The sequence below is a fragment of the Nonomuraea sp. H19 genome (assembly GCF_052068215.1).
Taxonomy (GTDB): Bacteria; Actinomycetota; Actinomycetes; order Streptosporangiales; family Streptosporangiaceae; genus Nonomuraea.
In genome coordinates this window covers 275,626-302,066 of sequence record NZ_JBQHCV010000006.1, presented here as the reverse complement: position 1 = coordinate 302,066, position 26,441 = coordinate 275,626, and the positions used below count along the sequence as shown (strand labels likewise).

The window sequence follows — 26,441 nt, the reverse complement described above, 5'->3', positions numbered from 1 at the left end:
AGGACTCGAAAGGAGCCATGGCATGTCAGATCTGACCCTTTCCATCGCCCGCCAGCGCCCGCTGGACCCGCCCGACGAGATCACGAAGCTGCGGCAGCAGGCGACGATGCACCGCATGACGTACGCCGACGGCCACCGAGGCTGGCTGGTGACCGGCTACGCGGCGGCGCGGGCGGTGCTGGCCGACCCGCGCTTCAGCAACCGGCCCGAGAAGATGCACCCGCCGATCCCGCAGAGGGTGGGCTTCCAGAGAAAGGACTTCCGGGTCCCACCAGGGTTCTTCCTACGTACCGACCCGCCCGAGCACACCCGCTACCGCAGGCTGCTCACCGGGCAGTTCACCGTACGCAGGATGAAGCTGCTGGAGCCCAGGATCGCGGAGATCACCAACGCCTGCCTCGACGACATGGAGGCCGCCGGCGGGCCCGTGGACCTGGTCCAGGCCTTCGCCCTGCCGATCCCGTCGCTGGTGATCTGCGAGCTGCTCGGAGTTCCGTACGAGGACCGCGCGCGCTTCCACGAGGACGCCAAGGTGATCGTCAACCTCGAGAGCAAGCCCGAGGAGGCGCTGGAGGCGCTGGGCAGGACCATGGCCTACCTGCACGGGCTGATCCAGCGCAAGCGCAAGGAGCCGGACGACGACCTGCTCAGCGGGCTCATCGAGGGCGGGGAACTCGGCGACGACGAGCTCACCGGGGTCGGGTTCCTGCTGCTGGTGGCGGGGCACGAGACCACCGCCAACATGCTGGGGCTCGGGACGTACGCGCTGCTCACCAACCCTGACCAGCTCGCCGCCATGCGGGACGACCCGTCGGTGGTGGACAACGGCGTCGAGGAGCTGCTGCGCTACCTCACGATCATCCACCTCGGCCCGTTCCGGGTCGCGCTGGAGGACCTCGAGATCGAGGGCAACCTCATCAAGGCGGGCGAGACGGTCGCCCTTCACCTGCCCACGGTCAACCGCGACCCCTCCCGCTTCCCCGGCGGCGACACGCTCGACGTCACCAGGCCCGCGAGCGGGCACGTCACCTTCGGCCACGGCATCCACCAGTGCCTGGGTCAGCAGCTCGCGCGCGAGGAGATGCGCATCGCCTTCCCCGCGCTGCTGCGGCGCTTCCCTGGCCTACGCTTGGCCGTAACACCGGAGGAGGTGCCGATGCGCTCGGACATGAGCATCTATGGAGTGCACCGCCTCCCAGTCACTTGGTAGGTCATCAATGGAAATCAAGGCAGACACCACGGTGTGCATCGGTGCGGGCATGTGCGCGCTGACGGTGGCGGAGGTGTTCGATCAGAGCGAGGACGACGGCACCGTGGTGGTGCTGCAGAGCCCGGTGCCGGAGAAGCTGGAGGAGGCCGTCCGCCGCGCCGTGACGCTGTGCCCCTCGGGCGCCATCTCCGCCACCTGACGTCCGCCGCCTGACACCCCTGAACCACCCGCCGTCGCCGCAACCCGACCCTGCGGCGACGGCTCTTTGTCGTCCGGCGCCTTGCCGCCGTTGCCCCGGCTCGGCCGTTCATGTCCCGGGAGTCCTCAAGCCGGGCTGAGGGCCCATCGCCCGCGTCCTCGGGCGCCCAGCGGCCGATGTCCGGCCGGCTGCGCGACCTGGCGCCCGGGGATGCCGGAAGCGCGGAACGACGTGACGGCCCCCGAACGGCGAGGACGCAACGCAGACCCATGGGCACCCGGATGGCCCGTTCGGTTCATGGTCATCGAACCCATGTTCGTGGAACAGGTTGACACCGAGCGTGATCGAAATTATGTTCGATCTAGTGACGGTGAGGCTCGCGGCTCAACGTCACCAGGACCTGGTCGCGGGTCTCGCTTTCGCAAGCGAGGCCCGCGACCAGGCTCCACGGGCGAAGGACATGTCCTCGTCGTCGGCGGAGACGAGTGGGCGTGTCCTGGCCGGACGGGGAGAGGGGAAGCTCCTCGTCCGGCCGGCCCGGCGGAAATGTCAGTGGGGTCTGCAAGTCTGGGCTCCAGCGGCGGAGACGCCGGCAGCCGCCCACGACTCCAAGGAGGCGCGCAAGATGGCACCACGGCCTAGAGACACGCCCGGGCCCCGGCTGTCGCCTGCGGTTCGGGCACACTTGACCGATGCACGTTCCTGCCTGGCGGAGGCGACCGGCGCTCGCACCCCGGCATCCCGATATGTGGCCGCTCACCTGGCGGCCCTTCGAGCGGCGGCGGCGATCCTGGCCGCCCGTCCCCGTCCCGCGGAGGGCCGCAGGCGCCGGCTGCGCAGCGCATGGGAGCTCCTGCCGGAGGCCGAGCCGCACCTGGCCGAGTGGGCCGCCTACTTCGCGGTGAGCGCCGCCAAGCGCGCCGCCGCGGAGGCGGGCATGGTCAGCCGGGTCAGCGCGGCCGACGCCGACGAGATCCTGGCCGAGGCGGAGACCTTCGTCTGCACGGTCGAAGACCTCCTCGGCGTCCCGTCCCAGCCACAACTCCCCGTGGACGTCCCGTTGGCCGGCTGACCTCTGACCCCGGGCGCCACGTCCGCCTCCGGGGACACTCCTCACCCAGGGCGCCATGTCCGGCCCCGGGCGCTACGCCGTCCCGGCGCGTTGCGTACGGCTCCGGGGTGCTCGTCGTCCCGCCGCGTTGCGTACGTCCCTGGGTGCCACGGCGGCCCGTGCGCGCTTTGAAGGTGCCCGTCGCCCGTGTGCGCTCTGAAGATGCCCGCCGCCCGCGCCTCCTCCGAGTGCGGGCCGCCTCCCAAACGCCTCCGGGACGTCATGGGACCGCCGGATGAGTTCGGCGTCGTCGGCCTCGACCCGTTCCTCCGGTTGCGTGCTCGTCATGCCTGCTGTTTCCCGATCGTTCCCGCCTCGCGAACCCGCGACAAGAGACAGCTCTTCGGCCCAGGCAGGCCCCGGAAGCGTCGTCCGCGGACGACAGCGCCACGTGGCAGGCGGTCCCGGCGACGCGCACGGCCGGGTGAGGGGAAAGCGACCCGCGTCCCGTCGCGTGTGATGGCGAGCAGCGCGCGAGGGCCACGTTGACCGAGACGGCGGGCCGCGCCCACGCCGCCGGCTGATTCAACGGGAGGCGGCCCCCCGGGGGGCCTGACGCCCGGGGGGCCGCTGGAAGCGCCATGAGGGCGCGCCGTGCGGACACGGCGCGCCCTCATGCGGTCCGGCCTCAGAACGACTCGACGGCCCTGCGAGCCTCGGCGTCGAGGACGCCCCAGCTGATGAGCTCCTCGGTCAGTTCGCTCGGCGACTTGTCGTAGATCACGGCCAGGGAGCGCAAGTCCTCCTGGCGGATCGACAGGACCTTGCCGTTGTAGTCCCCACGCTGGCTCTGGATCGTGGCGGCGTAGCGGGCCAGGGCGCCCGCCTTCTCCTTCGGCAGTGTCGCCAGCCGCTCCAGGTCGATCACAAGCTTGGGCGTCGGGCCGAGCGGGCTGGGGGCGGCGCCGCCCGGCAGCAGCTCGGATACGGGCACCCCGTAGAAGTCGGCAAGCTCGGCAAGCTTCTGCACCGTGACCGCGCGGTCGCCACGCTCGTAGGAACCCACGACCACGGCTTTCCACCTGCCACGCGACTTCTCTTCGACTCCATGCAGGGACAGGCCCTGCTGGGTGCGGATGGCGCGGAGTCGTGCACCCAGCGACTTTGCGTACTCAGACGGCATCGTGTGGCCCCCCGGCTCTCGTATGTATCGCTCTCAGTAGATTGTGCTCCCTAGCGGCGAATGCCCTAGCCACCGGGGGGTCTGGTGCCAGGCTTGGCACCATCGGTAGCCATGGCCCCGGGTTTACCCCAGAACGCCGCGAGGTGTGGTTACGCACCGTGACGGTAAAGGGGTGGACGCCCGAGGTCAAGCTGATTGGAAAAAAGATGCCGAATCCGGTCCGGCCGGAAACGCCGCAATCGCCCCTCCTGTCCCTCTGATAACAGTACTTCGTCAGAGTTTGCCGAGGGAGGCGCTTTGTCAGGTCTGCCGGGTGAGAATCATGACAGGGCAGGTCGAGGCCCGTACGATCTTGAGCGAGGTGTCGCCGAGGAACACCCGTCTGAGTGGCCCGGCACCGCTCGAAGCGCATATGATCATCTCGCCGGGGAGCCACGAGGTCGTGCCGAGCGCCTGGCCGACGTTGCGGCCCTCCAGCACCTCGACCTCCACGCGCAGCCGCCGCGCGTGGCCCCGCGCAGCCGCGCGCAGGTCGGCCGCGGCCCGGTCGCGCAGGCGTACGAGCATCTCTTCCTCGACCCTGGCTCGCCGGCCGCTGCTGACCACCAGCGTCACCAGCCGCAGCGGGACGTCGAGCGCCGCGGCCGTCCTGGCCGCGTCCTTGACCGCCGTGTCGCAGCCGGGGCTGCGCCGGTAGGCCACGGTGAGGCGGTCGACGGCGGCCGGCGGCCGATCGCCGTAGCCACGCGGGGCGAGCAGGACCGGAACGGGGGAGGAGTGCAGGAGCTGGTCGGCGGTGCTGCCGACGGTGATGCGGCCGCCGCCCCCGCGCGGCGCGGAGCCGATCACCACGACGTCGGCGCCGCGCCGGCGCGCCAGCTCCACCAGCCCGCGCCCGCTGCCCCTGCTGGTGTGGGTCACGTAGTCGGCGTCCTCGCCGGCCAGCTCCCTGGCCTGGGCGAGCGTCGCGGCGGCCTGCTCGCTGACGTACTGCCGCCACGCGCTCTCCTCGGCCCTGGCGGGCCCGGGCGTGGACCAGACGGGCGGCTGCACGGTCGCCACCGTCAGTCGCGCGTGCGCCTGCTCGCTGAGCAGCGCGGCCAGCGACAGTCCGTCCCTGCCGCGCGATCCGGTGACGTAGCCGGCGAGTACGTGGTCGAGCTTCACTCAGCGCACCTCGGCGTTCAGCCGCGAATGGCCATAGCCGTACAGGAAATAGCAGACCAGGCCCGCCAGCATCCACAACGCGAACGCCAGCCAGGTCACCCCCGCCAGCCCCGCCATCACGATGACGCAGAAGATCGTGCCCAGCACCGGCGTGGCCGGGAAGAGCGGCACGCGGAAGCTGCGCGGCAGGCCGGGGCTGCGGTGGCGCAGGACGAGCACGCCGACGTTGACGATGGCGAAGGCGAACAGCGTGCCGATGCTGGTCGCCTCCGCGAGCTGCCCCAGCGGCACCAGCCCGGCCAGGACCGAGATGAACGTGGCGACGATGAGCGTGTTGGCGACCGGCACCTGGCGGCGCGGGTGGACCCGCTGGAAGACCCGGGGGATCAGGCCGTCACGGGACATCGCGAACAGGATGCGGGTCTGGCCGTAGATGACCGTGAGGACGACGCTGGCGATGGCGATGACCGCGCCGAACGAGACGATCAGGCCGGGCCAGGTCGAGGCCATGGCCAGGTCCGCGATGTACGACAGGCTCGCCTCGGTGCTCCGCGGGTCGAACTCCGTCCACGGCATCGCCCCGACGGCGGCCACCGCCACGAGCACGTAGACGACGGTCACGATGGCCAGCGACAGGATGATCGCCAGCGGCAGGTCGCGCCTGGGGTTCCTGGCCTCCTCGCCGGCGGTGGAGGCGGCGTCGAAGCCGATGTAGGAGAAGAACACCTGCGAGGCCGCCGCCGTGATCCCGGCCACCCCCATGGGCGCGAAGGGCACGAGGTTCCCCGACCGGAACGCGGTGAACGCCACCACGCAGAAGAACAGCAGCACCGCGACCTTGACCAGCACGAACACCGCGTTGGCCGTGGCGCTCTCCGACGCCCCGTACAGCAGCAGCCACGTGGCCAGCAGCACGATGACGATCGCCGTGACGTTGACCGCGCCGCCCTCCTGGCCGGGGGAGCGGGTGATCGCCGCCGGCAGCGTGAAGCCGAACAGCGACCGCAGGAACGCGTTGAGGTATTCGCCCCACCCCACGGCCACCGCCGCCACGGACACGGCGTACTCCAGCATCAGGCACCAGCCGCAGACCCACGCCACGAGCTCGCCCAGCGTCGCGTACGCGTAGGAGTAGGACGAGCCGGACACCGGGATCGTCCCGGCCAGCTCGGCGTACGACAGGGCCGAGAACAGCGCGGTGATCGCGGCCAGCACGAACGCCAGCACCACCGCGGGGCCCGCCTTCGGCACCGCCTGCCCGAGGATCACGAAGATGCCGGTGCCGAGCGTGGCGCCCACGCTGAACAACGTGAGCTGCCACAGCGACATCGTCCGCCGCAGATCGCCGCCCTCGCCATGGCCGCCCTCCGCCACGATCCGCTCGGTGGGTTTGGTGCGGAAGAGCCGTCGCGCCAGTGTCATCCGGCATCCCTAGAGCGTGCTCGTCAGCGGCCACCTGCCATTCGGTGTCACGATCGTGCCCGCTGCGCCCTCGAGTATGCGCTCGGCCTCGTCCAGCTTCCCGATGGCCGCCATGTCGCCGGTGGTCTCCACGAACCGGCAGGCAGCCTCCACCTTCGGACCCATCGACCCGGCGGGGAAGTCCAACGCCCGCAGCTCGTGCGGAGTGGTGTGGGCGATCTCCGTCTGGTGGGGCGTGCCGAAGCCGCGCAGCACCCGCGGCACGTCGGTCAGGCTGAGGAACGCGTCGCACTCCAGCGCCTCGGCCAGCACCGCCGCGGTCAGGTCCTTGTCCACGACCGCCTCGACGCCGGCCAGCCGGCCGCGCTCGTCGCGGACCACGGGGATGCCGCCGCCGCCCGCGCAGATCACGATCACGCCCTCCCTGATCAGCTTGTGGATCAGCCGGGTCTCGACGATGCGCCGCGGGGCCGGGGAGGGGACCACGCGCCGCCAGTGCGGGCCGTCCTGCTCGACAGTCCAGCCGTACTCGGCGGCCAGCTTCTCCGCCTGCTCCCGCTCGTAGACCTGGCCGACGAACTTGGCCGGCGCGTCGAAGGCCGGATCCACCGCCGTCACCAGCGTCTGCGTCACCATGGCGATGACCTGCCGGCCCGGCAGGGCGTTCTGCAGGGCCTGCTGCATCCAGTAGCCGATCATGCCCTGCGTCTGGGCGCCGAGCGTGTCGAAGGGGTAGGGCCTGGTCAGGCCGGGGTCGGCGGCGCTCTGCAGCGCCAGCAGGCCGACCTGCGGGCCGTTCCCGTGGGTGATGACCAGCTCGTGCCGGTGCGCCAGCCGGGCGAGCGTCCTGGCCGCCGCCCGGACGTTGCCGATCTGCACGTCGGCGTCCGGCTGCTGGCCGCGCCTGAGCACTGCGTTGCCGCCCAGCGCCACGATGACCCGCATGTCAGATCCCGTCGCGCTCGAGCGGGCAGCTCATGCAGCGGGGACCGCCGCGGCCCCTGCCGAGCTCGCTGCCCCTGATCGTGATCACCTCGATGCCGTTGTCGCGCAGGAAGTTGTTGGTCGTGGTGTTGCGCTCGTAGGCGACCACCACGCCGGGCTCCAGCGCCAGCCCGTTGCAGCCGTCGTCCCACTGCTCCCGCGCGGCCGCGCGGACGTCCTGGGTCGGGGTCAGGACCGTGATGTCCGGCAGGTCCAGGGCGTGCGCGATGGCCCGGTGCATGTCCTGCGGCGGGTGGTCGGTGACCGCGAGCTCCTTGTGCGTGCCGCCGGGCTCGATGGTGTACGACGGCAGCATGCCCAGGCCCGCGTACTTGCTGAACACCCCCACGTCCAGCATCGTCATCACGGTGTCGAGATGCATGAACGCCCGCGCCTTCGGCATGTCGAGCGCCACGATCTTCCGGGCGGAACCGGCGCGGAACAGCCGCTGCGCGAGCATCTCCACCGCCTGCGGCTGGGTGCGCTCGCTCATCCCCACCAGCACCGCGCCGCGCCCGATGACGAGCACGTCGCCGCCCTCGATGGTGGCCGGCGCCATCGGCTGGCCGGGCATCCAGCAGTGGTATCCGCCCTGTCCCGGCCGGTTGAACCCGCCGGCGAACGTCGGGTGATACATGTAGACGGCCTCCATGTTGACCGTCTCCCGCATGCGGGCCTTCTTCTTCATCGCGTTGATCGACACGCCGTCGTACACCCAGCAGGAGGTGTCGCGGGTGAACAGGTGGTTGGGCAGCGGCGGCAGGATGAAGTCGTCGTCGGCCATGGCGTGGTAGGTCACCGACTTGGGCTCGCAGCCCATCTCGACCAGCTCCCGCTTGGTGATGCCGCCGGTCAGGTAGACCTGCAGCGTCGCCGGGTCCATGCCGTCGAGCGTGTTGCGGATGTCGTCGATCGCCGCCGGCCCGAGCCAGCGCTCGTCGATGACCGCGTCGAGGATGTGCTTGCGCGCCTCCGGGATGTCGACCGTCTCCCTGAGCAGGTCGGCCAGCAGGTGGACGGCGATGCCGCGGTCGCGCAGCACCTGCTGGAACTCCTCGTGCTCCTCCATCGCGCGCTGGACCCACAGCACGTCGTCGAACAGGAACGCGTCCTTGTTGGCCGGAGTCAGCCGCTTGAGCGCCAGGTCGGGCTTGTGCAGGAGCACCTGGCGCAGCCGCCCGACCTCGGAATCGACATGGAATGTCATCCTTGCGATATCCCCCAAGATGAGGGACGTCACCCCGGTACGCGATTCCGCCGCGGAAGGCGTCGACGTGGTGCCGCGCGCCGTGGGAGGGCACTCGCGTTGTACCTGGTAGGCCCTGGTACTGTGTGTCCCGACCAACACCCTTTTAAGACCCGTCCCGTGAGGCGGGAAAGGTGGTGAGCTTCGTCATGTCCGATCCCAGGGCGGTGCTGGAAGCCCCGGACGTGCACCGGGCGCTGACCCGGATCGCGCACGAGATCCTCGAACGCACCAAAGGCGCCGGCGACGTCGTCCTCCTCGGCATCCCGACCCGCGGCGCCACCCTCGCCCGCCGGCTCGGCGACCGCATCCAGCAGTTCGAAGGCGTCAAGATCCCCGTCGGCTCGATCGACATCACGATGTACCGCGACGACCTGCGGCTCAAGCCGGCCCGGCCGCTCGGCCGCACCGAGCTGCCGCCCGACGGCATCGACGGCAAGATCGTCGTCCTCGTCGACGACGTCCTCTACTCCGGCCGCACCGTACGCGCCGCGCTCGACGCGCTCAACGACCTCGGCCGCCCCACCGCGGTGCAGCTCGCCACGCTGGTCGACCGCGGCCACCGCGAGCTTCCCATCCGCGCCGACTACGTCGGAAAGAACCTCCCCACGGCCAAGAGCGAGAAGGTCAGGGTCTACGTGGAGGAGATCGACGGACGCGACGCCGTGCTCCTCATGAAGGGGGACGCCCTGTGAACCGGCACCTGATCTCGGCGGGCGACCTCGCCAAGGACGACGCGCTGCTCATCCTCGACACCGCCGAGGAGCTGGCGCGGGTCTCGGAACGATCTATCAAGAAGCTGCCCACGCTGCGCGGGCGCACCGTGGTCAACCTGTTCTTCGAGGACTCCACGCGGACCCGGATCTCGTTCGAGGCGGCGGCCAAGCGGCTGTCCGCCGACGTGATCAACTTCTCGGCCAAGGGGTCGAGCGTGTCCAAGGGCGAGTCGCTCAAGGACACCGCGCTCACCCTCGAGGCCATGGGCGCCGACGCGGTCGTCATCCGCCACAGCGCCTCCGGCGCGCCGCACCGCCTGGCCACCTGGGTGCGCGGCAGCGTCGTCAACGCCGGCGACGGCACCCACGAGCACCCCACGCAGGCGCTGCTCGACGCCTTCTCCATGCGCCGCCGCCTGGGCAGCCTCGAAGGGCGCAAGGTCACGATCGTCGGCGACGTGCTGCACAGCCGCGTCGCCCGCTCCAACGTGCTCCTGCTCGGCACGCTCGGCGCCGACGTCACGCTGGTCGCGCCGCCCACGCTGCTGCCCGTCTCGGTCGGCACCTGGCCGTGCGAGGTGTCGTACGACCTGGACGCGGTGCTGCCCAAGTCGGACGTGGTGATGATGCTGCGGGTGCAGAAGGAGCGGATGAACGCCGCATACTTCCCGAGCGAGCGCGAATACTCCCGCCGGTACGGGCTCGACCGGGACCGGTTCGCCAAGATGCCCGATGACGCGATCGTGATGCATCCCGGGCCGATGAACCGGGGGATGGAGATCGCCGCCGAGGTGGCCGACTCGGCGCGGTCCACGATCGTGGAGCAGGTCGCCAACGGTGTGACCATCCGCATGGCCGTCCTGTACCTGCTGCTCGGGGGAGAGACCGCATGATCATACGTAATGTCAGGATTCTCGGCGGGGAGCTTGCCGACATCCAGGTCTCGGGCGGGGTGATCGCCGCGATCATCCCAGCCGGCCCCGAAGCGGGCCCGGTCAGCGGTGGCGCCGGTGGCGACGGGGACGATCTGGTGGTTGACGGTGGGGGCGCGATCGCGTTGCCCGGGCTGGTCGACCTGCACACGCACCTGCGCGAGCCCGGCCGGGAGGACGCCGAGACCGTGCAGACCGGCACGCAGTCGGCGGCCCGCGGCGGATACACCGCCGTGCACGCCATGGCCAACACCTCGCCCGTCGCCGACACCGCCGGCGTGGTCGAGCAGGTGTGGCGGCTGGGTCGCGAGTTCGGGCACTGCGACGTGCATCCGGTCGGCGCCGTCACCTCGGGCCTGGCGGGCAAGCAGCTCGCCGAGCTCGGCGCGATGGCCGACTCGGCCGCCCGCGTGCGCGTCTTCTCCGACGACGGCAAGTGCGTGGACGACGCGGTGCTGATGCGCCGCGCCCTGGAGTACGTCAAGGCGTTCGACGGCGTCGTCGCCCAGCACGCCCAGGAGCCCAGGCTGACCGAGGGCGCCCAGATGAACGAGGGCGTCATCTCCGGCCGGCTCGGCCTGACCGGCTGGCCGGCGGTCGCCGAAGAGGCGATCATCGCCCGCGACTGCCTGCTGGCCGCCCACGTCGGCTCCAGGCTGCACGTGTGCCACGTCTCGACGGCCGGCTCCGTGGAGATCATCCGCTGGGCCAAGTCCAAGGGCTGGAACGTCACCGCCGAAGTCACCCCGCATCACCTGCTCCTCACCGACGACCTGGTCGAGGAGTCGCCGGTGGGCGCGTACAACCCGATCTACAAGGTCAACCCGCCGCTGCGCACCCGCGCGGACGTCGAGGCGCTGCGGGCCGCGCTGGCCGACGGCACGATCGACATCGTCGCCACCGACCACGCGCCCCACCCGGTCGAGGACAAGGAGACCGAGTGGTCGGCCGCGGCCATGGGCATGGTCGGCCTGGAGACGGCGCTCAGCGTCGTCCAGGAGGCCATGGTGGAGACCGGGCTGCTCGACTGGGCGGGGATCGCCCAGCGCATGTCCGTCGCGCCCGCGCGTATCGGCCGCCTGGCCGGGCAGGGGCAGCCGCTGGAGGTCGGCGCCCCGGCCAACATCACGCTCTACGACCCGGCCGTCCGCACCGAAGTCAACCCCACCGCCTTCGCGTCGAAGAGCAGGAACACCCCCTACGAGGGGATGACGCTGCCTGGCAGAGTAGTGGCCACGTTCCTGCGCGGCAGGCCGACCGTTCTGGAAGGGAAGCTGGTTTGAACACCGCCCTGCTCGTCCTGGAAGATGGCCGCGTCTTCCAGGGATTCCCCTATGGCGCCGAAGGTGAGACCTTCGGCGAGATGGTCTTCAACACCGGCATGACCGGCTACCAGGAGACCCTCACGGACCCGTCGTACCACCGGCAGATCGTCGCCATGACGGCTCCGCACATCGGCAACACCGGAGTCAACGACGAAGACCCCGAGTCGGGCCGCGTCTGGGTGGCCGGCTACGTCGTGCGCGAGCCGTCCAGGATCGTCTCCAACTGGCGGGCCAACCGCTCGCTGGAGGACTACCTCAAAGAACAGGGCGTCGTCGGGATCGCCATCTCCGGCACCCGCGCGCTCACCCGCCACCTGCGCGAGCGCGGCGCCATGCGCGCCGGGATCTTCACCGCTCCTGACGCCCCGGTCGAGGAGCTCGTCGAGCGCGTACGCCGCTCGCCCGGCATGGAGGGCGCCGACCTGGCCGCCGAGGTGGCCACGGCCGAGCCCTATGTGGTGCCGGCGATCGGCAGGGGAGGTGGGCGGGGGTTCAGGGTCGCGGCCGTGGACCTCGGCATCAAGGGCATGACCCCGCATCGGATGGCCGAGCGCGGCTGCGAGGTGCACGTGCTGCCGGCGACGGCCACGTACGAGCAGATCATGGCCGTCCGGCCGGACGGCGTGTTCTTCTCCAACGGCCCCGGCGACCCGGCCACGGCGGACGTGTCGGCGCTGCGGCAGGTTCTGGAGTCCAAAGTCCCATTTTTCGGGATCTGCTTTGGCAACCAACTCTTCGGCCGCGCTCTGGGCCTGTCCACCTACAAGCTGCGGTACGGCCACCGCGGCGTCAACCAGCCCGTCCAGGACGTGCGCACCGGCAAGGTCGAGATCTCGGCCCACAACCACGGGTTCGCGGTCGAGGCGCCGCTCGACGGCCCGTTCGACACCCCCTACGGGCGGGCCGAGGTCAGCCACGTCAACCTCAACGACCGCTGCGTCGAAGGCCTGCGCCTGCTCGACGGGCCGGCCTTCAGCGTCCAATACCACCCTGAGGCCGCCGCGGGGCCGCATGACGCCGCTTACCTTTTCGACGAGTTCTGTGAGGTCATGAGCCGTGCCCAAGCGTGAGGACATCAGGTCGGTCCTGGTGATCGGCTCCGGGCCGATCGTGATCGGCCAGGCGTGCGAGTTCGACTACTCGGGCACCCAGGCGTGCCGGGTGCTGCGGGCCGAGGGCTTCCGCGTCATCCTGGTCAACAGCAACCCGGCGACGATCATGACGGACCCCGAGTTCGCCGACGCCACGTACGTCGAGCCGATCACCCCCGAATTCGTCGAGAAGATCATCGCCAAGGAGCGGCCCGACGCGCTGCTGCCCACGCTGGGCGGCCAGACCGCGCTCAACACGGCGGTCGCGCTGCACGAGTCGGGCGCGCTGGAGAAGTACAAGGTCGAGCTGATCGGCGCCGACTTCGACGCGATCCAGGCGGGGGAGAACCGCGAGCGGTTCAAGGAGATCGTCGCCAAGGTCGCCCGTGAGCACGGGCTCAACGCCGAGTCGGCCAGGTCGGCCATCTGCCACACGATGGACGAGTGCCTGGCCGCCGCGCGCGAGCTGGGCTATCCGGTCGTGGTCCGGCCGTCGTTCACGATGGGCGGCGCCGGGTCCGGGTTCGCCTATGACGAGTCCGACCTGCGGCGCATCGCCGGCGCCGGGCTCGACGCCTCGCCGACCACCGAGGTGCTCCTGGAGGAGTCGATCCTCGGCTGGAAGGAGTACGAGCTCGAGGTCATGCGCGACAAGCACGACAACGTCGTCATCGTCTGCTCCATCGAGAACATCGACCCGATGGGCGTCCACACCGGCGACAGCGTCACCGTCGCGCCCGCGCTGACCCTGACCGACCGCGAATACCAGAACATGCGCGACGTCGCCATCGCGGTCATCCGCGAGGTCGGCGTCGACACCGGCGGCTGCAACATCCAGTTCGCGGTCGACCCGCGCACCGGGCGCATGATCGTCATCGAGATGAACCCGCGCGTGTCCCGGTCCTCCGCGCTGGCCTCCAAGGCCACCGGCTTCCCGATCGCGAAGATCGCGGCGAAGCTGGCGATCGGCTACACGCTCGACGAGATCCCCAACGACATCACCAAGGAGACCCCGGCCTCCTTCGAGCCGACGCTCGACTACATCGTGGTCAAGGTGCCGCGGTTCGCGTTCGAGAAGTTCAGGGGTGCCGACCAGACGCTCACCACGCACATGAAGTCCGTGGGCGAGGCCATGGCCATCGGCCGCTCCTTCCCCGAGGCGCTGCAGAAGGCGCTGCGGTCGATGGAGAAGAAGGACTCCTCCTTCACCTGGGCGGGGGACGTTCCCGACAAGTCGGAATTGCTGGACTCGTGCCGCACCCCGCACGACGGGCGGCTGCGGACGATGCAGCAGGCCATCCGCGCCGGCGCCACGCCCGAGGAGCTCTTCGAGGCGACGAACGTCGACCCGTGGTTCATCGACCAGCTCTTCCTCCTCGAAGAGGAGGCGCAGGCGATCGCCGCGGCGCCCGAGCTGACCGCCGAGGTGCTCCAGCGGGCCAAGCACCACGGGTTCAGCGACGTGCAGATCGGCGAGATCCGCGGCATCGACGAGGCGCGGGTGCGCGACCTGCGGCACGCCCTCGGGCTGCGGCCGGTCTACAACACCGTGGACACCTGCGCCGCCGAGTTCGCCGCCAAGACGCCCTACCTCTACTCGACCTACGACGAGGAGAACGAGGTCCCCTCCGGTGAGCGGCCGAAGGTCATCATCCTCGGCTCCGGGCCCAACCGCATCGGACAGGGCATCGAGTTCGACTACGCGTGCGTGCACGCCTCATTCGAGCTGTCCAGGGCCGGGTTCGAGACCGTCATGGTCAACTGCAACCCCGAGACGGTCTCCACCGACTACGACACCTCCGACCGGCTCTACTTCGAGCCGCTCACCCTGGAGGACGTGCTGGAGGTCGTGCACGCCGAGCAGCAGACCGGGCCCATCGCGGGCGTGATCGTGCAGCTCGGCGGCCAGACGCCGCTGGGCCTGGCGCAGGCGCTGAAGGACGCGGGCGTGCCCGTGGTCGGCACCCCGCCGGAGTCCATCCACCTGGCCGAGGAGCGCGGCGCGTTCGGGCGGGTGCTGGCCGAGGCGGGCCTGCCCGCCCCCAAGCACGGCACCGCTCTCACCGTCGCCGAAGCGCGGGAGATCGCCGAGGAGATCGGCTACCCCGTCCTCGTACGCCCGTCGTACGTGCTCGGCGGGGCCGGCATGGCCATCGTCTACGACGAGGAGACGCTCTCCACCTATATGGCGGCCCAGGAGGGCGGCCACCCGGTGCTGGTGGACAAGTTCCTCGACGAGGCCATCGAGATCGACGTGGACGCCCTCTACGACGGCGAGGAGCTCTACCTGGGCGGCGTCATGGAGCACATCGAGGAGGCCGGGATCCACTCCGGCGACTCGGCGTGCGCGCTGCCGCCCATCACGCTCGGCAGCCACGACATCAAGCGCATCCGCGCCGCCACCGAGGCCATCGCGCGCGGTGTGGGGGTGCGGGGGTTGCTGAACGTCCAGTACGCCATGTCGGCCGGCGTCCTCTACGTCCTGGAGGCCAACCCGCGCGCCTCCCGTACCGTGCCGTTCGTGTCCAAGGCCACGGCGGTGCCGCTGGCCAAGGCGGCGGCCCGGGTGATGCTCGGCGCCACCGTCGCCGCGCTGCGGAAGGAGGGCATGCTGCCGGCCACCGGCGACGGCGGCACGCTGCCGATGGAGGCGTCCATCGCGGTCAAGGAGGCGGTGCTGCCGTTCAACCGGTTCCGCGGCGTGGACATCGTGCTGGGGCCCGAGATGCGCTCGACGGGCGAGGTCATGGGCATCGACGAGTTCTTCGGGATCGCCTACGCCAAGTCGCAGGCCGGCGCCTACGGCGAACTGCCGACCAAGGGACGCGCGTTCGTATCCGTGGCCAACAGGGACAAGCGTGCGATGATCTTCCCTGTGAAGGCGCTGGCGGATCTCGGATTCGAGATCCTGGCCACCGAGGGCACCGCCGAGGTGCTGCGCCGCAACGGCGTCCATGCCAAGATCGTGCGAAAGCACAGCGAAGGACCTGGTCCCGGAGGTGAGCCCACGAGCGTGCAGGCCATTCTCGACGGCGAGGTCGACCTGATCATCAACACGCCCTTCGGCAGCCCGGGACAGTCGGGGCCGCGGCTCGACGGCTACGACATCCGCACCGCCGCGGTGCTGCGCGGCGTCCCGTGCATCACCACGGTGGCGGGACTCGCCGCGGCGGCCGCGGGCATTCAGGCGATCGTACGCGGCGACGTCGGCGTACGGTCACTCCAGGAGCACGCACAGGCACTCCGGGGCTGAACCCCGCGCGGGAGGTGAAGACGACTGGCCGGCACTCCGGTGCAGGTGACGGGCACGGTGCTGACGACGCGCCGGGTCGACGCCTACCATGCGCTGACGGTGGTGGCGCCCGGCATAGCCGAGCGCTTCCGCCCCGGTCACTTCGTCTCCGTGGCCGTCGGAGGGGCTCACACGTCGATGGTGACGCGCCGCGCGTTCTCCATCCACGACGTCAAGCCGGACTACGGCGGCACGGTCGAGCTCGTCTTCACCACCGGCGGCCCCGGCACGGCCTGGCTGGCCGAGCGGCGCGCCCGCGACACGCTCGACCTGGTCGGGCCGCTCGGCCGGCCCTTCCCGCTGCCCCGCGACCCGGTGCACTGCGTGCTGGTCGGCGCCGAATACGGCTCCGCCGTGCTGTTCCCGCTGGCCGACGCGCTGCTGGCGCGGGGCTGCCGGGTGGACTTCGTGCTGGGCGGCGCCGGGGCCGAGCGGGTCTTCGGCGCGATGCGGGCCCGCAGGATCGCCGAGACCACCACGCTCACGACCGAGGACGGCTCGCTCGGACTACGCGGTAAGGTCACCGACGCGCTACCCTCGGTGATCGCCGACACCCGGGCCGACGCCGTCTACGCCTGCGCGCCCATGGAGACGCTGCGGGCCGTGACGGCGGTGGCGATGGAGTTCGACATCCCGGTGCAGGTGGCGGTCGAGGAGCAGATGGCCTGCGGCATCGGGGTGTGCATGACCTGCGTGATACCGGTCATCGGGGACGACGGGGCGACCAGGATGGTCCGGGCGTGCGCTGAGGGGCCGGTGTTCCGGGGGGAGCGGGTGCGGTTCGAGGACGTGGGGACGATCCCGTTCGACGCGCTCGGCGCCCCCGGGGGCGGTGCGCGACATGTCAGTTGATATGCGGACATTTTTGGCGCATGTGGAGCTGGCGAACCCGATCACCACGGCCGCCGGCTGCGCCTCCTCGGGGCGGGAGCTGGCCCAGTTCTTCGACCTGCACCGGCTCGGCGCCCTCACCACCCGCTCGATCACCATGGCGCCGCGCGCGGGCCGGCCCACGCCCCGCATGGCCGAGACGCCCTCGGGCATGCTCAACGCCGTGGGGCTGCAGGGGCCGGGCATCGAGGCTTTCCTGGAGCGCGAGCTCCCCTGGCTGGCGCAACGGAACATCAAGACCATCGTCTCCATCGGCGGCGGCACCGTCGCCGAATACTCCGAGCTGGCCCGCAGGCTCGCCGACGCGCCCGGAGTGACCGCGCTGGAGGTCAACCTCTCCTGCCCCAACATGGAGGACCGCGGACGGGTCTTCGCCCGCGAGGGCAGCGCGGCCGCCGAGGTGATCGCCTCCGTGCGCTCCATCATGCGCTACGACGTGCCGGTCGTCGCCAAGCTCGCGCCCGACGTGGCCGACATCGTGGCCGTCGCGCGAGCCTGCGTGGACGCCGGGGCCGACGCGCTGTCCATGATCAACAATCCGCTGGGCATGGCCATCGACACCGAGTCGCTGCGGCCCTCGCTCGCCGCCGTGACGGGCGGGCTGTCGGGGCCCGCCATCCTGCCGCTGGCCGTACGATGCGTCTGGCAGGTCCACGCGGCCCTGCCCGGAGTGCCGCTGATCGGCATGGGCGGCGTGATGACCGGCAGGGACGCCTTCCAGCTCGTCCTGGCGGGCGCCTGCGTGGTCGGCGTGGGCACCGCGCTGTTCCACGACCCGTACGCGTGCCTGCGCATCGAACGCGAGCTTGAAGACCTCCTGAGGGCCCGCGGCTTCCAGCGGCTCGCCGACGCCGTCGGCCTCGCGCACCGCCCGCCCGGCAGCGCCCCCCGCCACCTGCTCGTCGACGCCGAGGAGAGCGCGCAGTGAGTCCTCACCTGCGGTCTCGCCCGCCGCGGGAGCTCCCCTCGGCTCCGGCCTGTCACGGGAGCACCTGTCGACTCACCGCGGAGAGCCCGGCTCATCGAGGACAGCACCTCTTGACGTTCGATCCCGAGGAGAGCACCACTTGACTCACGCACCCATCGCCGTTGCCCTTGACGCCCCCGACCTGGAGACCGCCGCCCGGTGGGCGGCCCTGGTGACACCTCACGTCAGCACGGTCAAGATCGGTCTGGAGCTCTATCTCCGCTACGGCCCCGACGTGATCGCCTCCGTACGGGGGGCCAGCGGCGTGCAGGTGTTCCTCGACCTCAAGCTGCACGACATCCCGAACACCGTCGCCGGCGCCGCCCGCGCCGTCGCCCGGCTGCGCCCGGCGATCCTCACGGTGCACGCGGCCGGCGGGCCCGCCATGATCAGGGCCGCCGTGGAGTCCGCGCCCAACACCAAGATCGCCGCGGTGACGATCCTGACCTCGCTGACGGAGTCCGACCTGGGCCGCATCGGGCTCATCGGGCCCGCTGACGACGCGGTGCGCCGCCTGGCCGCCCTGTCGGTGGAGGCGGGCGCCACGGCGCTGGTGTGCTCGCCCAACGAGGTGTCGGCGGTGCGGGCGGAGGTGGGGGAGGGGATCACGCTCATCACGCCCGGAGTGCGCCCCACGGGGGCCGACACGCAGGACCAGGCGCGGGTGGCCACGCCTGAGCAGGCGCTGGCGGACGGGGCGGATCTGCTCGTCATCGGACGGCCGATCACGGGCTCCCCGGATCCCGGCGCGGCGGCGGCCGCCATCGCCGCCTCCCTGCGCCGCGTGGCCTGATGTCCGCGTCGAGTCGTGTCGCGTCAAGTGGCGCGCGCGGGTCTTAGTGGCGCATGTCGCATTACCCCGTGTTGCTAACTCTGTGCTGTGCCTGACCCCCGCACGGTGCTCGGCGTCCGTGTTGCATCCTCGTGCGGTGCTGAGTTCTGTGCGGTGCTCGGCGTCCGTGTTGCATCCCCGTGCGGTGCTGAGCTCTGTGCGGTGCTCGGCGTCCGCGTTCCTCGGCCGCGTGTCAGCGCGCTCCTCTCCGCCGTGGCCGGCCTTCGCCGCGCCGTGCCCGTCGTCCCGCGTCAAAAGATCCTTTTACGGCAAGCCGGCCTGCCCGCACGCGCCGTAGCCGGTGGCCGTCCGTCATGGCCGGTCGTGAAGGCTCACGGGCTGCTCGCCGTGACGAGCGCACGCTCGGCCCACGCCGTGGTGAATCGGCACCCCGTCGCGCCCGTGTCGGGTGGCCGCCAACGCCCCGTCGCGGACCCTCGTACGCAAGATCATAATGCATGCCGCAGAGTCGCGCGCGCCGTTCCTGTACTGGGTTTCGGCGCTATACGGGCGGGATTTCGGACATCGACTTGGGACTCGAATGCGATCATCATTGCGTTTCCCGACATCGTCGCGTGCCGACGCGCGAACGGGGAAGTGGGGACGATTTGATCAGCACTGGGTGATTTTTCGGGCACGCATAGTGATGAAGTGGATTTTGTGGCGAGAGAAACCGCTCTTGACGTTGCTTAGGGGGCGATGACCAGCTAGTTTCCCTTCCCGTCCGAGTACATCGACAGAAATTCGAGGTGACCCGGCGTGGCTCTTCCTCCCCTGACCCCTGAGCAGCGCGCCGCAGCCCTGGAGAAGGCTGCCAAGGCCCGTAAAGAGCGTGCCGAGGTCAAGAACCGGCTCAAGCATGGCGCGGTTTCTCTGGCTGAGGTGCTCAAGGATGGGCAGACCGACGACGTCATCGGCAAGATGAAGGTGTCGGCCTTGTTGGAATCGCTCCCCGGCGTGGGCAAGGTCCGCGCCAAGCAGCTCATGGAGCGGCTTGCCATCGCCGAGTCCCGCCGCGTGCGGGGTCTCGGCGCGAACCAGAGGGCCTCCCTCGAGCGCGAGTTCGGTGGGAACGAGAGCTAATCTCTGTTCCAACGAAAGCGCAGGTTCAACGGGGGGTAGGAAAGTGACCGACAGGTCCTGGTCCGGCGATGCAGGTGCCCGCGAGGGGGTCGGACCAGGAGCGGAGGTCGATCTCCTGCCCATGAGCGAGCGGCGGCTGACGGTCCTCTCAGGGCCGTCGGGCGTCGGCAAGTCAACGGTCGTCGCCGAGCTCCGGCGGGCACACCCCGAGGTGTGGCTGTCGGTCTCGGTGACCACCAGGCGGCCCCGGCCCGGCGAGGTGCACGGGGTCCACTACTACTTCGTCGACGGCGAGGAGTTCGACCGGCTAGTGGAGGCCGGCGAGCTGCTCGAGTGGGCGGAGTTCGCGGGCAACCGCTACGGCACGCCGCGCGAGCCGGTGCTGAAGAAGCTGGCCGAGGGCGTGCCGACCCTTCTCGAGATCGACCTCGAGGGCGCCAGGCAGGTGCGCAGGAGCATGCCGGAGGCGCTGCTGGTGTTCCTGGCCCCTCCCACATGGGAGGAGCTGGAGAAGCGGCTGCGAGGCCGCGGCACCGAGCCCGAGGATGTCATCGCGCGCCGCCTGGCGGCCGGACGGGTCGAGATGGCCGCCGAGTCGGAGTTCGACCTCACGCTCGTGAACACGAGCGTCCAAGATGTGTGTCACCGGCTGATAGCCTTGATGACTGACCCTCAGGGGGTCACGACAACCACCAACCGAGAGGTCTGACAATCGTGGCAGGCACCACAGCGGCCGCGGAGGGCATCACCAACCCGCCGATCGACGCGCTGCTCGACATCGTCGACAGCAAATACTCTTTGGTGATCATGGGCGCGAAGCGCGCTCGCCAGATCAACGCCTACTACTCCCAGCTCGGCGAGGGCCTGCTGGAATACGTCGGCCCGCTGGTCGAGACGCACGCTCAGGAGAAGCCGCTGTCCATCGCACTGCGCGAGGTCTCCGAGGGCCTGCTCAATGCCGAGCCCATCGAAGGCGCGGTCTGACCCCTTCGATGAAGGTCGTGCTGGGCGTCAGCGGCGGCATCGCCGCATACAAGGCATGTGAGCTGCTGCGCCTGTTCACCGAGTCGGGGCACGAGGTGCGGGTCGTCCCGACCCGCGAGGCCCTCAAGTTCGTGGGCGAGCCCACCTGGGCCGCCCTGTCGGGCAACCCTGTGTCGGCCGAGGTGTGGGACGACGTTCACGAGGTGCCCCACGTGCGGATCGGCAAGCGGGCCGATCTCGTCGTGGTGGCGCCCGCGACCGCCGACGTGCTGGCCAAGGCCGCGCACGGGCTGGCCGGCGACCTGCTCACCAACACGTTGCTGACGGCCACGTGCCCGGTCGTGTTCGCGCCCGCGATGCACACCGAGATGTGGCAGCACCCCGCCACCCGCGCCAACGTCGCGACGCTGCGCGAGCGGGGGGCCGTCGTGATCGACCCGGCCGTGGGGCGCCTCACCGGCGCCGACACCGGCCCCGGGCGGCTGCCGGATCCCACCGAGATCTTCCAGGTCTGCCTGCGCGTGCTGCGCGGCCGGCCGCGTGACCTGGCCGGGCGCAAGGTGGTCGTCTCCGCCGGCGGCACCCGCGAGGCGATCGACCCGGTCCGCTACATCGGCAACCGCTCGTCGGGCCTGCAGGGCTACGCGCTGGCCCGCACGGCGGTCGCCAGAGGCGCCGAGGTGACCCTTGTGGCCGCGAACGTGGCGCTGCCGGACCCCGCGGGGGCCGCGGTGGTGCGGGTGGAGTCCGCGGCGGAGTTGCGCGAGGCCGTGCTGGCCGCCTCCGGTGACGCCGATGTGGTCGTGATGGCCGCCGCCGTGGCCGACTTCCGGCCCGCGAACAGGCACGAATCAAAGATCAAGAAGACCGATGGCGAGCCGGAGCCCATCCATCTCACCAAGAATCCCGACATCCTCGCCGAGCTTGGAGAGCGCCGCGGCCGGGCCCGTGCCGCCGCGCCGGGCGGGCCATCGGACGGTGGTGTCCGTGGAGGTCTCGCGGCGGGTGCCGGGATGGCCGCATCGGCCTCTGGTGATGCTGGACGGGCGCCGGACGCCGAGATTGTCGTGGATGGCGCGGGGGCGGCGTCCGGTGGCGGTCAAGGTCTTCGTGGCCGGGGGCGCGGGGCGTACCCTCTGGTGATCGTCGGGTTCGCGGCCGAGACGCACGACGTGCTCGCCAACGGGCAGGCCAAGCTCGCCCGCAAAGGCTGTGACCTGCTGGTCGTCAACCAGGTCGGGGAGGGGCTGGCCTTCGGCACCCCCGACAACGCGGCCACCGTGCTGGTCGCGGGCGGAGACCCGGTCGAGGTGCCGCGCGGGCCCAAGGAAGACGTCGCCGACGCGGTCTGGGACCTGGTCGCCGCCCGCCTGTCCTGACGGGTGCGCCCGGGCCGCGACGGCCCGGCGGAACGCGCCAAATGCTACAAGACCGATTACCCGATCAGCTGTTGCGACATCCCTCCATGCCTGCGGATACTTGGGGCAAAGGGGGACAGAATGCCGGTCGGTTCTGTTGTCAGAGATCGTTGTAGAACGTTGCTTGGTGATCGAGGGGCGATCCACTATGTCTTCCCCGCGCTATCCGCTGGGCCGGAGGAGGCGGGGAATTTCCTGATCGTGGTCACCGGCGTGTCCGTTACGGTGCTGGCCACGAGGACGCTCAGGAGCGATCGGCCGGTGTCGGTGGTCGCGGAGTTCTCGCGCCACACCAGACTCGGCCCGATCCTGCCTGGATTCGTCATCGAGCTGGGCTCCATGGCGTTCGAGTTCGATGAGGAGTACGCGGCGGTGGTCGCCGCCGCCGACGCGGAGATCTTCGCCCCGGAGATCTTGCCTGCCGATCCCTTGCCGGAACTATGATCGGAGCAGACCGTGTACAGTTTCGCGACCCGGCACCGGGTAGGGCTAGACTTCGGCGAGGCCCTGGCATGTCCATGCGTCCGGGGCCTTTCATCCGTCAGCAGCCGCTGCATGAGGAGCCACTGAGTTGTCACGTCGCCTGTTCACCTCCGAGTCGGTCACCGAAGGCCACCCGGACAAGATCGCCGACCAGATCAGTGACGCGATTCTCGACGCCATGCTCAAGGACGACCCCAAGAGCCGGGTCGCCGTCGAGACGATGATCACTACCGGCCAGGTCCACGTCGCGGGCGAGGTGACGACCGAGACCTATGTCGACATCCCCGGCGTCATCCGGGAGAAGATCCTGGAGATCGGCTACGACGCCTCCCACAAGGGCTTCGACGGCGCCTCGTGCGGCGTGTCGGTGTCCATCGGCGCCCAGTCGCCCGACATCGCCCAGGGCGTCGACGACGCCTACGAGCACCGGGTGGGCGGCGACGGCGACGAACTGGACCGGCAGGGCGCGGGCGACCAGGGCCTCATGTTCGGCTTCGCCTGCCGCGAGACCCCCGAGCTGATGCCGCTGCCGATCACGCTGGCCCACCGCCTGGCCCAGCGGCTGTCGCAGGTGCGCAAGAACGGCACCGTGCCCTACCTGCGTCCCGACGGCAAGACCCAGGTCACCATCGAATACGACGGCGACACTCCGGTCCGCCTCGACACCGTGGTCGTCTCCACGCAGCACGCTGCCGAGATCGACCTCAAGGAGATGCTGACGCCCGACATCAAGGAGCACGTGGTCGACCCCGTGCTCGCGGACCTCGACCTCGACACCGAGGGCTACCGCCTGCTGGTCAACCCGACCGGCCGCTTCGAGATCGGCGGCCCGATGGGCGACGCCGGCCTGACCGGGCGAAAGATCATCATCGACACCTACGGCGGCATGGCCCGCCACGGCGGCGGCGCCTTCTCCGGCAAGGACCCGTCCAAGGTGGACCGCTCGGCCGCCTACGCCATGCGCTGGGTCGCCAAGAACGTCGTGGCGGCGGGGCTGGCCGACCGGTGCGAGGTGCAGGTGGCGTACGCGATCGGCAAGGCCCAGCCGGTGGGCCTGTTCGTGGAGTGCTTCGGCACCGAGAAGCTGCCGGTGGAGCAGATCCAGGGCGCCGTCCTGCAGGTGTTCGACCTGCGGCCGGCCGCCATCATCCGCGACCTGGACCTGCTGCGCCCGATCTACTCCGAGACCGCCGCCTACGGGCACTTCGGCCGTGAGGGCTTCTCCTGGGAGTCCACCGACCGCGCCGAGGCCCTGAGGACCGCCGCCGGTCTGTGACATGACCTCGGGCTCAGAGGCGCCGCGCCAGGACGCGGCGCCTCTGAGTGCGCCCGGGGATCGCTCGGGTCCGGCCGGGTCCGGGGCGCGATCGCTGACCGCGATGTCGACGTCGGCGGCTGGAGAGGCCGCTCGCCGGCGGACTCCGGACGACGGTGCGACCGGGCGGGGCTGGCGCCGGTGCGACCGGGCGCTCGGGGCTGTCGCGCGCCCGATTGCGGTTCTGGCTCAGCGCCCCTCGTGAGAGGCTTCGGCGCCGCCCTGTGAGGCGGCTCCGGCTGCTCCGAGGCGGGCGTCGCCGGTGATGAGGTCTGGTAGACGTAATGCGTGACCGACTCCGACGACGCCCTTCTGCCGCTCGACGCCGTGCGGCCCCCCGCGTCGTCCAAGGACACCACGGGGGCGCCCGTCCCCGCTCCTGAGCGGCCGGTGGCGAGGGTAGCGGTGGACAGCCCGCTGCCGCACCTCGACCGCCCCTTCGACTACCTGGTGCCCGCCTCCCTGCATGAGACCGCCGAACCCGGAGTCCGCGTCCGGGTGCGGTTCGCGGGCAAGCTGGTCGACGGGTTCATCCTGGAACGGGCCGACGAGAGCGATCACGTCGGCAAATTGACGCCCCTCGAACGCGTGGTCTCCCCCGAGCGGGTGCTGACGCCCGAGATCGCCGGGCTGGCCAGAGCGGTCGCCGACCGGTACGCGGGCACCCTCGCCGACGTGCTCCGCCTCGCCGTCCCGCCGCGCCACGCCAAGACCGAGTCGGAGATCCCCAAAGAGGACGAGCCGGACGCCGCCCAGCCGCCCGAACCGAGCGGGAGCGCCTGGGACGCCTACCCCACCGGCCCCTCCTTCCTGGACGCGCTACGCAGCGGCCGGGCGCCCAGAGCCGTGTGGTCGGCGTTGCCGGGCGCCAGGGGGTGGGCCGCCGCCATGGCCGAGGCGGTGCGGGCGACCCTGGACGGCGGCAGGGGAGCGGTCGTCGTGGTCCCCGACGGCAAGGACGTGGCGCTCGCCGACGCCGAGTTCGCACGGGCGATCGGCCCCGGCAGGCACGTGGCTCTCACCGCGGACCTGGGTCCCGCCGAGCGCTACAGACGGTGGCTGAAGGTGCTGAGAGGCCAGGTGCGCGCCGTCGTCGGCACCAGGGCCGCCATGTTCGCCCCCGTAGCCGATCTCGGCCTGGTGGCGATCTGGGACGACGGCGACGATCTGCACGCGGAACGCCTGGCTCCCTACCCCCACGCCCGTGAGGTCCTCGGCCTCAGAGCCCTCAGGACCGGCGCGGCCATGCTGATCGGCGGCTACGCGCGCACCGCCGAGGCCACCCAGCTCATCGCCGGCCGCTGGGCCAGGCCCATCGTGGCCACCCGCACGGTGATCAGAAGCCTCGCCCCCCGGGTGCGCCCCGCCGGCGAGGACGCCGAGCTCGCCAAGGACCAGGCCGCCCGCCAGGCAAGGCTGCCCAGCCTCGCCTGGCGAGCCCTGCGCCACGGGCTGGAGAGCGGCCCCGTGCTGGTGCAGGTCCCCAGGCGCGGCTACCTCCCCGCCCTGGCCTGCCGCCACTGCCGCACTCCCGCCCGCTGCGTCCTGCCTCCCACCCGGACTGCCGCGGTCCTCCTGGCCTCTGCCGTCCCGCAGGCGGGGAGCGTCGCCACGGGCTCCCGGCTGACCATTCCGCTGAGTCCTCCGACCGGTTCATTGAGCGGTGGTCCGGCAGGCGCAGCCGTTCCTCCGGACAGGCCGGCCGCGCAGGGTGCTCCGGGAGGGCCGCTGGGTGGGCCCGGCGGCGCGGGGGCGCTGGGCGGACCCACCGGCGTGACAGAGGCGGGCGGTCTCAGCGGGGCCGGTGGTCTCGGCGGGGCAGGCGGGCCCGCGTCGCACTGCCATGGGCCGCTCGCGCTCAGGGCCGGCCACGCCGCCCCCTACTGCCGCTGGTGCGGCCGGGTGGACGCCGACTGGCGATGCCCCTCCTGCGGCAGCCCGAGACTGCGCGCCGTGGTCACCGGCGCCCGGCGCACGGCCGAAGAGCTCGGCCGCGCCTTTCCCTCCGTCCCGGTGCGCACGTCCGGCCGTGACGGCGTGCTGGCGACCGTGCGCGCCACCCGTGCCCTGGTCGTCGCCACGCCGGGCGCGGAACCCGTGGCCGAAGGCGGCTACGCGGCGGCCGTGCTGCTGGACGGGTGGGCGTTGCTCGGCCGGGCCGACCTGCGGGCCGCCGAGGAGGCCGTGCGCCGCTGGATGAACGCCGCCGCCCTGCTCCGCCCCGGCGCCGAGCTGGTGGTGCTCGCCGACGCCGCCCTGCCCGCCGTACAGGCCCTGCTGCGATGGGATCCCGTCACTCACGCCGAGCGCGAGCTCGCCGACCGCGCCGAGCTGGGCTTCCCCCCGGTGGTGCGGATGGCGACCCTGACCGGCGCGGCGAGCGCGGTCAGGCAGATGCTCGACGAAGTACGCCTGCCGCCCGACGCTCAGGTGCTCGGCCCCGTGCCCGTGGAGGAGACCGGCCAGGAACGCGCCATGATCCGGGTACGCAGGAGCGGCGGCGCGGCGCTGGCCGCCGCGCTCAAGGGGGCCAGCGGGGTGCGGGCGGCGCGTAAGGCGCCAGATGTCGTGAGGGTGAGTGTCGACCCCCTCGACCTGATTTAGACCCTTTCCCCGATTCGCTCATCTGGAGGCCAGCCGTTAGCGTGCC

General features: G+C 71.1%; 23 protein-coding genes. 18 read left to right on the top strand and 5 right to left on the bottom strand.

What is annotated here, in order from left to right:
* Nucleotides 1-22 precede the first annotated feature (22 nt).
* The 3 genes from ACTMTI_RS15480 to ACTMTI_RS15470 all read left to right on the top strand — a co-directional run bounded on the left by ACTMTI_RS15480 (nucleotide 23) and on the right by ACTMTI_RS15470 (nucleotide 2,481).
* Entirely contained in the window at nucleotides 23-1,210 is a 1,188-nt protein-coding gene (locus ACTMTI_RS15480) for a cytochrome P450 (protein WP_441121004.1), read from the top strand.
* Nucleotides 1,211-1,217: 7 nt separating this feature from the next.
* Complete coding sequence (locus ACTMTI_RS15475) at nucleotides 1,218-1,409, top strand: ferredoxin (RefSeq protein ID WP_441121003.1); 192 nt, start codon at nucleotides 1,218-1,220, stop codon at nucleotides 1,407-1,409.
* Nucleotides 1,410-2,094: 685 nt separating this feature from the next.
* The gene (locus ACTMTI_RS15470) at nucleotides 2,095-2,481 is read left to right on the top strand and encodes an SAV_6107 family HEPN domain-containing protein (protein WP_441121002.1); all 387 of its coding nucleotides are present in this window, start codon (nucleotides 2,095-2,097) and stop codon (nucleotides 2,479-2,481) included.
* A gap of 667 nt (nucleotides 2,482-3,148) precedes the next feature.
* On the opposite strand, the gene bldD is transcribed toward ACTMTI_RS15470, so the two are convergent.
* The 5 genes from bldD to ACTMTI_RS15445 form a co-directional block, all read right to left on the bottom strand.
* Nucleotides 3,149-3,643: a transcriptional regulator BldD gene (gene bldD, locus ACTMTI_RS15465; RefSeq protein WP_026214021.1), complete on the bottom strand. Its 495-nt coding sequence runs from the start codon at nucleotides 3,641-3,643 to the stop codon at nucleotides 3,149-3,151.
* Between the two features lie 300 nt (nucleotides 3,644-3,943).
* The gene (locus ACTMTI_RS15460) at nucleotides 3,944-4,810 is read right to left on the bottom strand and encodes a universal stress protein (RefSeq protein ID WP_441121001.1); all 867 of its coding nucleotides are present in this window, start codon (nucleotides 4,808-4,810) and stop codon (nucleotides 3,944-3,946) included.
* The gene (locus tag ACTMTI_RS15455) at nucleotides 4,811-6,232 is read right to left on the bottom strand and encodes an amino acid permease (RefSeq protein WP_441120999.1); all 1,422 of its coding nucleotides are present in this window, start codon (nucleotides 6,230-6,232) and stop codon (nucleotides 4,811-4,813) included.
* Nucleotides 6,233-6,241: 9 nt separating this feature from the next.
* On the bottom strand, nucleotides 6,242-7,177 hold the full coding sequence (gene arcC / locus ACTMTI_RS15450) for a carbamate kinase (protein WP_441120998.1): 936 nt from the start codon (nucleotides 7,175-7,177) through the stop codon (nucleotides 6,242-6,244).
* A 1-nt stretch (nucleotide 7,178) separates the two neighbouring features.
* Nucleotides 7,179-8,423 carry an arginine deiminase gene (locus tag ACTMTI_RS15445; RefSeq protein ID WP_441120997.1) on the bottom strand — a complete coding sequence of 415 codons (1,245 nt, stop codon included), beginning with the start codon at nucleotides 8,421-8,423 and terminating at the stop codon, nucleotides 7,179-7,181.
* A 188-nt stretch (nucleotides 8,424-8,611) separates the two neighbouring features.
* On the opposite strand from ACTMTI_RS15445, the gene pyrR reads away from it, so the two are divergent.
* The 15 genes from pyrR (at nucleotide 8,612) to ACTMTI_RS15370 (ending at nucleotide 26,395) form a co-directional block, all read left to right on the top strand.
* Complete coding sequence (gene pyrR, locus ACTMTI_RS15440; RefSeq protein WP_441120996.1) at nucleotides 8,612-9,157, top strand: bifunctional pyr operon transcriptional regulator/uracil phosphoribosyltransferase PyrR; 546 nt, start codon at nucleotides 8,612-8,614, stop codon at nucleotides 9,155-9,157.
* The gene (locus ACTMTI_RS15435; protein ID WP_441120995.1) at nucleotides 9,154-10,071 is read left to right on the top strand and encodes an aspartate carbamoyltransferase catalytic subunit; all 918 of its coding nucleotides are present in this window, start codon (nucleotides 9,154-9,156) and stop codon (nucleotides 10,069-10,071) included. The genes pyrR and ACTMTI_RS15435 overlap by 4 nt, the downstream gene beginning before the upstream one ends.
* The gene (locus ACTMTI_RS15430; RefSeq protein WP_441120994.1) at nucleotides 10,068-11,393 is read left to right on the top strand and encodes a dihydroorotase; all 1,326 of its coding nucleotides are present in this window, start codon (nucleotides 10,068-10,070) and stop codon (nucleotides 11,391-11,393) included. The genes ACTMTI_RS15435 and ACTMTI_RS15430 overlap by 4 nt, the downstream gene beginning before the upstream one ends.
* Nucleotides 11,390-12,505, top strand: a complete 1,116-nt coding sequence (gene carA / locus ACTMTI_RS15425) for a glutamine-hydrolyzing carbamoyl-phosphate synthase small subunit (protein ID WP_441120993.1) — start codon at nucleotides 11,390-11,392, stop codon at nucleotides 12,503-12,505. The genes ACTMTI_RS15430 and carA overlap by 4 nt, the downstream gene beginning before the upstream one ends.
* A complete protein-coding gene (gene carB, locus ACTMTI_RS15420; protein ID WP_441120992.1) occupies nucleotides 12,492-15,779 on the top strand; it encodes a carbamoyl-phosphate synthase large subunit in 3,288 nt (1,095 codons plus the stop codon). Before carA ends, carB begins: the two co-directional genes overlap by 14 nt.
* Nucleotides 15,780-15,803: 24 nt before the next feature.
* Nucleotides 15,804-16,670, top strand: a complete 867-nt coding sequence (locus ACTMTI_RS15415; protein ID WP_441121204.1) for a dihydroorotate dehydrogenase electron transfer subunit — start codon at nucleotides 15,804-15,806, stop codon at nucleotides 16,668-16,670.
* Entirely contained in the window at nucleotides 16,660-17,637 is a 978-nt protein-coding gene (locus tag ACTMTI_RS15410) for a dihydroorotate dehydrogenase (RefSeq protein ID WP_441120991.1), read from the top strand. Before ACTMTI_RS15415 ends, ACTMTI_RS15410 begins: the two co-directional genes overlap by 11 nt.
* A gap of 139 nt (nucleotides 17,638-17,776) precedes the next feature.
* Complete coding sequence (gene pyrF / locus ACTMTI_RS15405; RefSeq protein WP_441120990.1) at nucleotides 17,777-18,469, top strand: orotidine-5'-phosphate decarboxylase; 693 nt, start codon at nucleotides 17,777-17,779, stop codon at nucleotides 18,467-18,469.
* Between the two features lie 798 nt (nucleotides 18,470-19,267).
* Nucleotides 19,268-19,591, top strand: coding sequence for an integration host factor, actinobacterial type (gene mihF / locus ACTMTI_RS15400; RefSeq protein WP_020541698.1), 324 nt, complete (start codon nucleotides 19,268-19,270; stop codon nucleotides 19,589-19,591).
* Nucleotides 19,592-19,712: 121 nt separating this feature from the next.
* Nucleotides 19,713-20,300 (top strand): guanylate kinase, encoded by a 588-nt coding sequence (gmk, locus tag ACTMTI_RS15395; protein ID WP_441121203.1) that lies wholly within the window; start codon nucleotides 19,713-19,715, stop codon nucleotides 20,298-20,300.
* A gap of 5 nt (nucleotides 20,301-20,305) precedes the next feature.
* On the top strand, nucleotides 20,306-20,575 hold the full coding sequence (gene rpoZ, locus ACTMTI_RS15390; protein ID WP_127931975.1) for a DNA-directed RNA polymerase subunit omega: 270 nt from the start codon (nucleotides 20,306-20,308) through the stop codon (nucleotides 20,573-20,575).
* Nucleotides 20,576-20,583: 8 nt separating this feature from the next.
* Entirely contained in the window at nucleotides 20,584-21,954 is a 1,371-nt protein-coding gene (gene coaBC / locus ACTMTI_RS15385; protein ID WP_441120989.1) for a bifunctional phosphopantothenoylcysteine decarboxylase/phosphopantothenate--cysteine ligase CoaBC, read from the top strand.
* A 159-nt stretch (nucleotides 21,955-22,113) separates the two neighbouring features.
* Nucleotides 22,114-22,437, top strand: coding sequence for a hypothetical protein (locus tag ACTMTI_RS15380; RefSeq protein WP_441120987.1), 324 nt, complete (start codon nucleotides 22,114-22,116; stop codon nucleotides 22,435-22,437).
* Nucleotides 22,438-22,564: 127 nt separating this feature from the next.
* Entirely contained in the window at nucleotides 22,565-23,752 is a 1,188-nt protein-coding gene (gene metK, locus ACTMTI_RS15375) for a methionine adenosyltransferase (protein WP_441120986.1), read from the top strand.
* A gap of 327 nt (nucleotides 23,753-24,079) precedes the next feature.
* A complete protein-coding gene (locus ACTMTI_RS15370; protein ID WP_441120985.1) occupies nucleotides 24,080-26,395 on the top strand; it encodes a primosomal protein N' in 2,316 nt (771 codons plus the stop codon).
* Nucleotides 26,396-26,441: the final 46 nt, after the last annotated feature.

Coding starts and splice junctions, on each gene's coding strand:
- ACTMTI_RS15480 (WP_441121004.1), top strand. CDS start 23: ATGTCAGATCTGACCCTTTCCATCGCCCGCCAGCGCCCGCTGGACCCG.
- ACTMTI_RS15475 (WP_441121003.1), top strand. CDS start 1,218: ATGGAAATCAAGGCAGACACCACGGTGTGCATCGGTGCGGGCATGTGC.
- bldD (WP_026214021.1), bottom strand. CDS start 3,643: ATGCCGTCTGAGTACGCAAAGTCGCTGGGTGCACGACTCCGCGCCATC.
- ACTMTI_RS15455 (WP_441120999.1), bottom strand. CDS start 6,232: ATGACACTGGCGCGACGGCTCTTCCGCACCAAACCCACCGAGCGGATC.
- arcC (WP_441120998.1), bottom strand. CDS start 7,177: ATGCGGGTCATCGTGGCGCTGGGCGGCAACGCAGTGCTCAGGCGCGGC.
- ACTMTI_RS15445 (WP_441120997.1), bottom strand. CDS start 8,423: ATGACATTCCATGTCGATTCCGAGGTCGGGCGGCTGCGCCAGGTGCTC.
- pyrR (WP_441120996.1), top strand. CDS start 8,612: ATGTCCGATCCCAGGGCGGTGCTGGAAGCCCCGGACGTGCACCGGGCG.
- ACTMTI_RS15430 (WP_441120994.1), top strand. CDS start 10,068: ATGATCATACGTAATGTCAGGATTCTCGGCGGGGAGCTTGCCGACATC.
- ACTMTI_RS15410 (WP_441120991.1), top strand. CDS start 16,660: ATGTCAGTTGATATGCGGACATTTTTGGCGCATGTGGAGCTGGCGAAC.
- gmk (WP_441121203.1), top strand. CDS start 19,713: ATGAGCGAGCGGCGGCTGACGGTCCTCTCAGGGCCGTCGGGCGTCGGC.
- coaBC (WP_441120989.1), top strand. CDS start 20,584: ATGAAGGTCGTGCTGGGCGTCAGCGGCGGCATCGCCGCATACAAGGCA.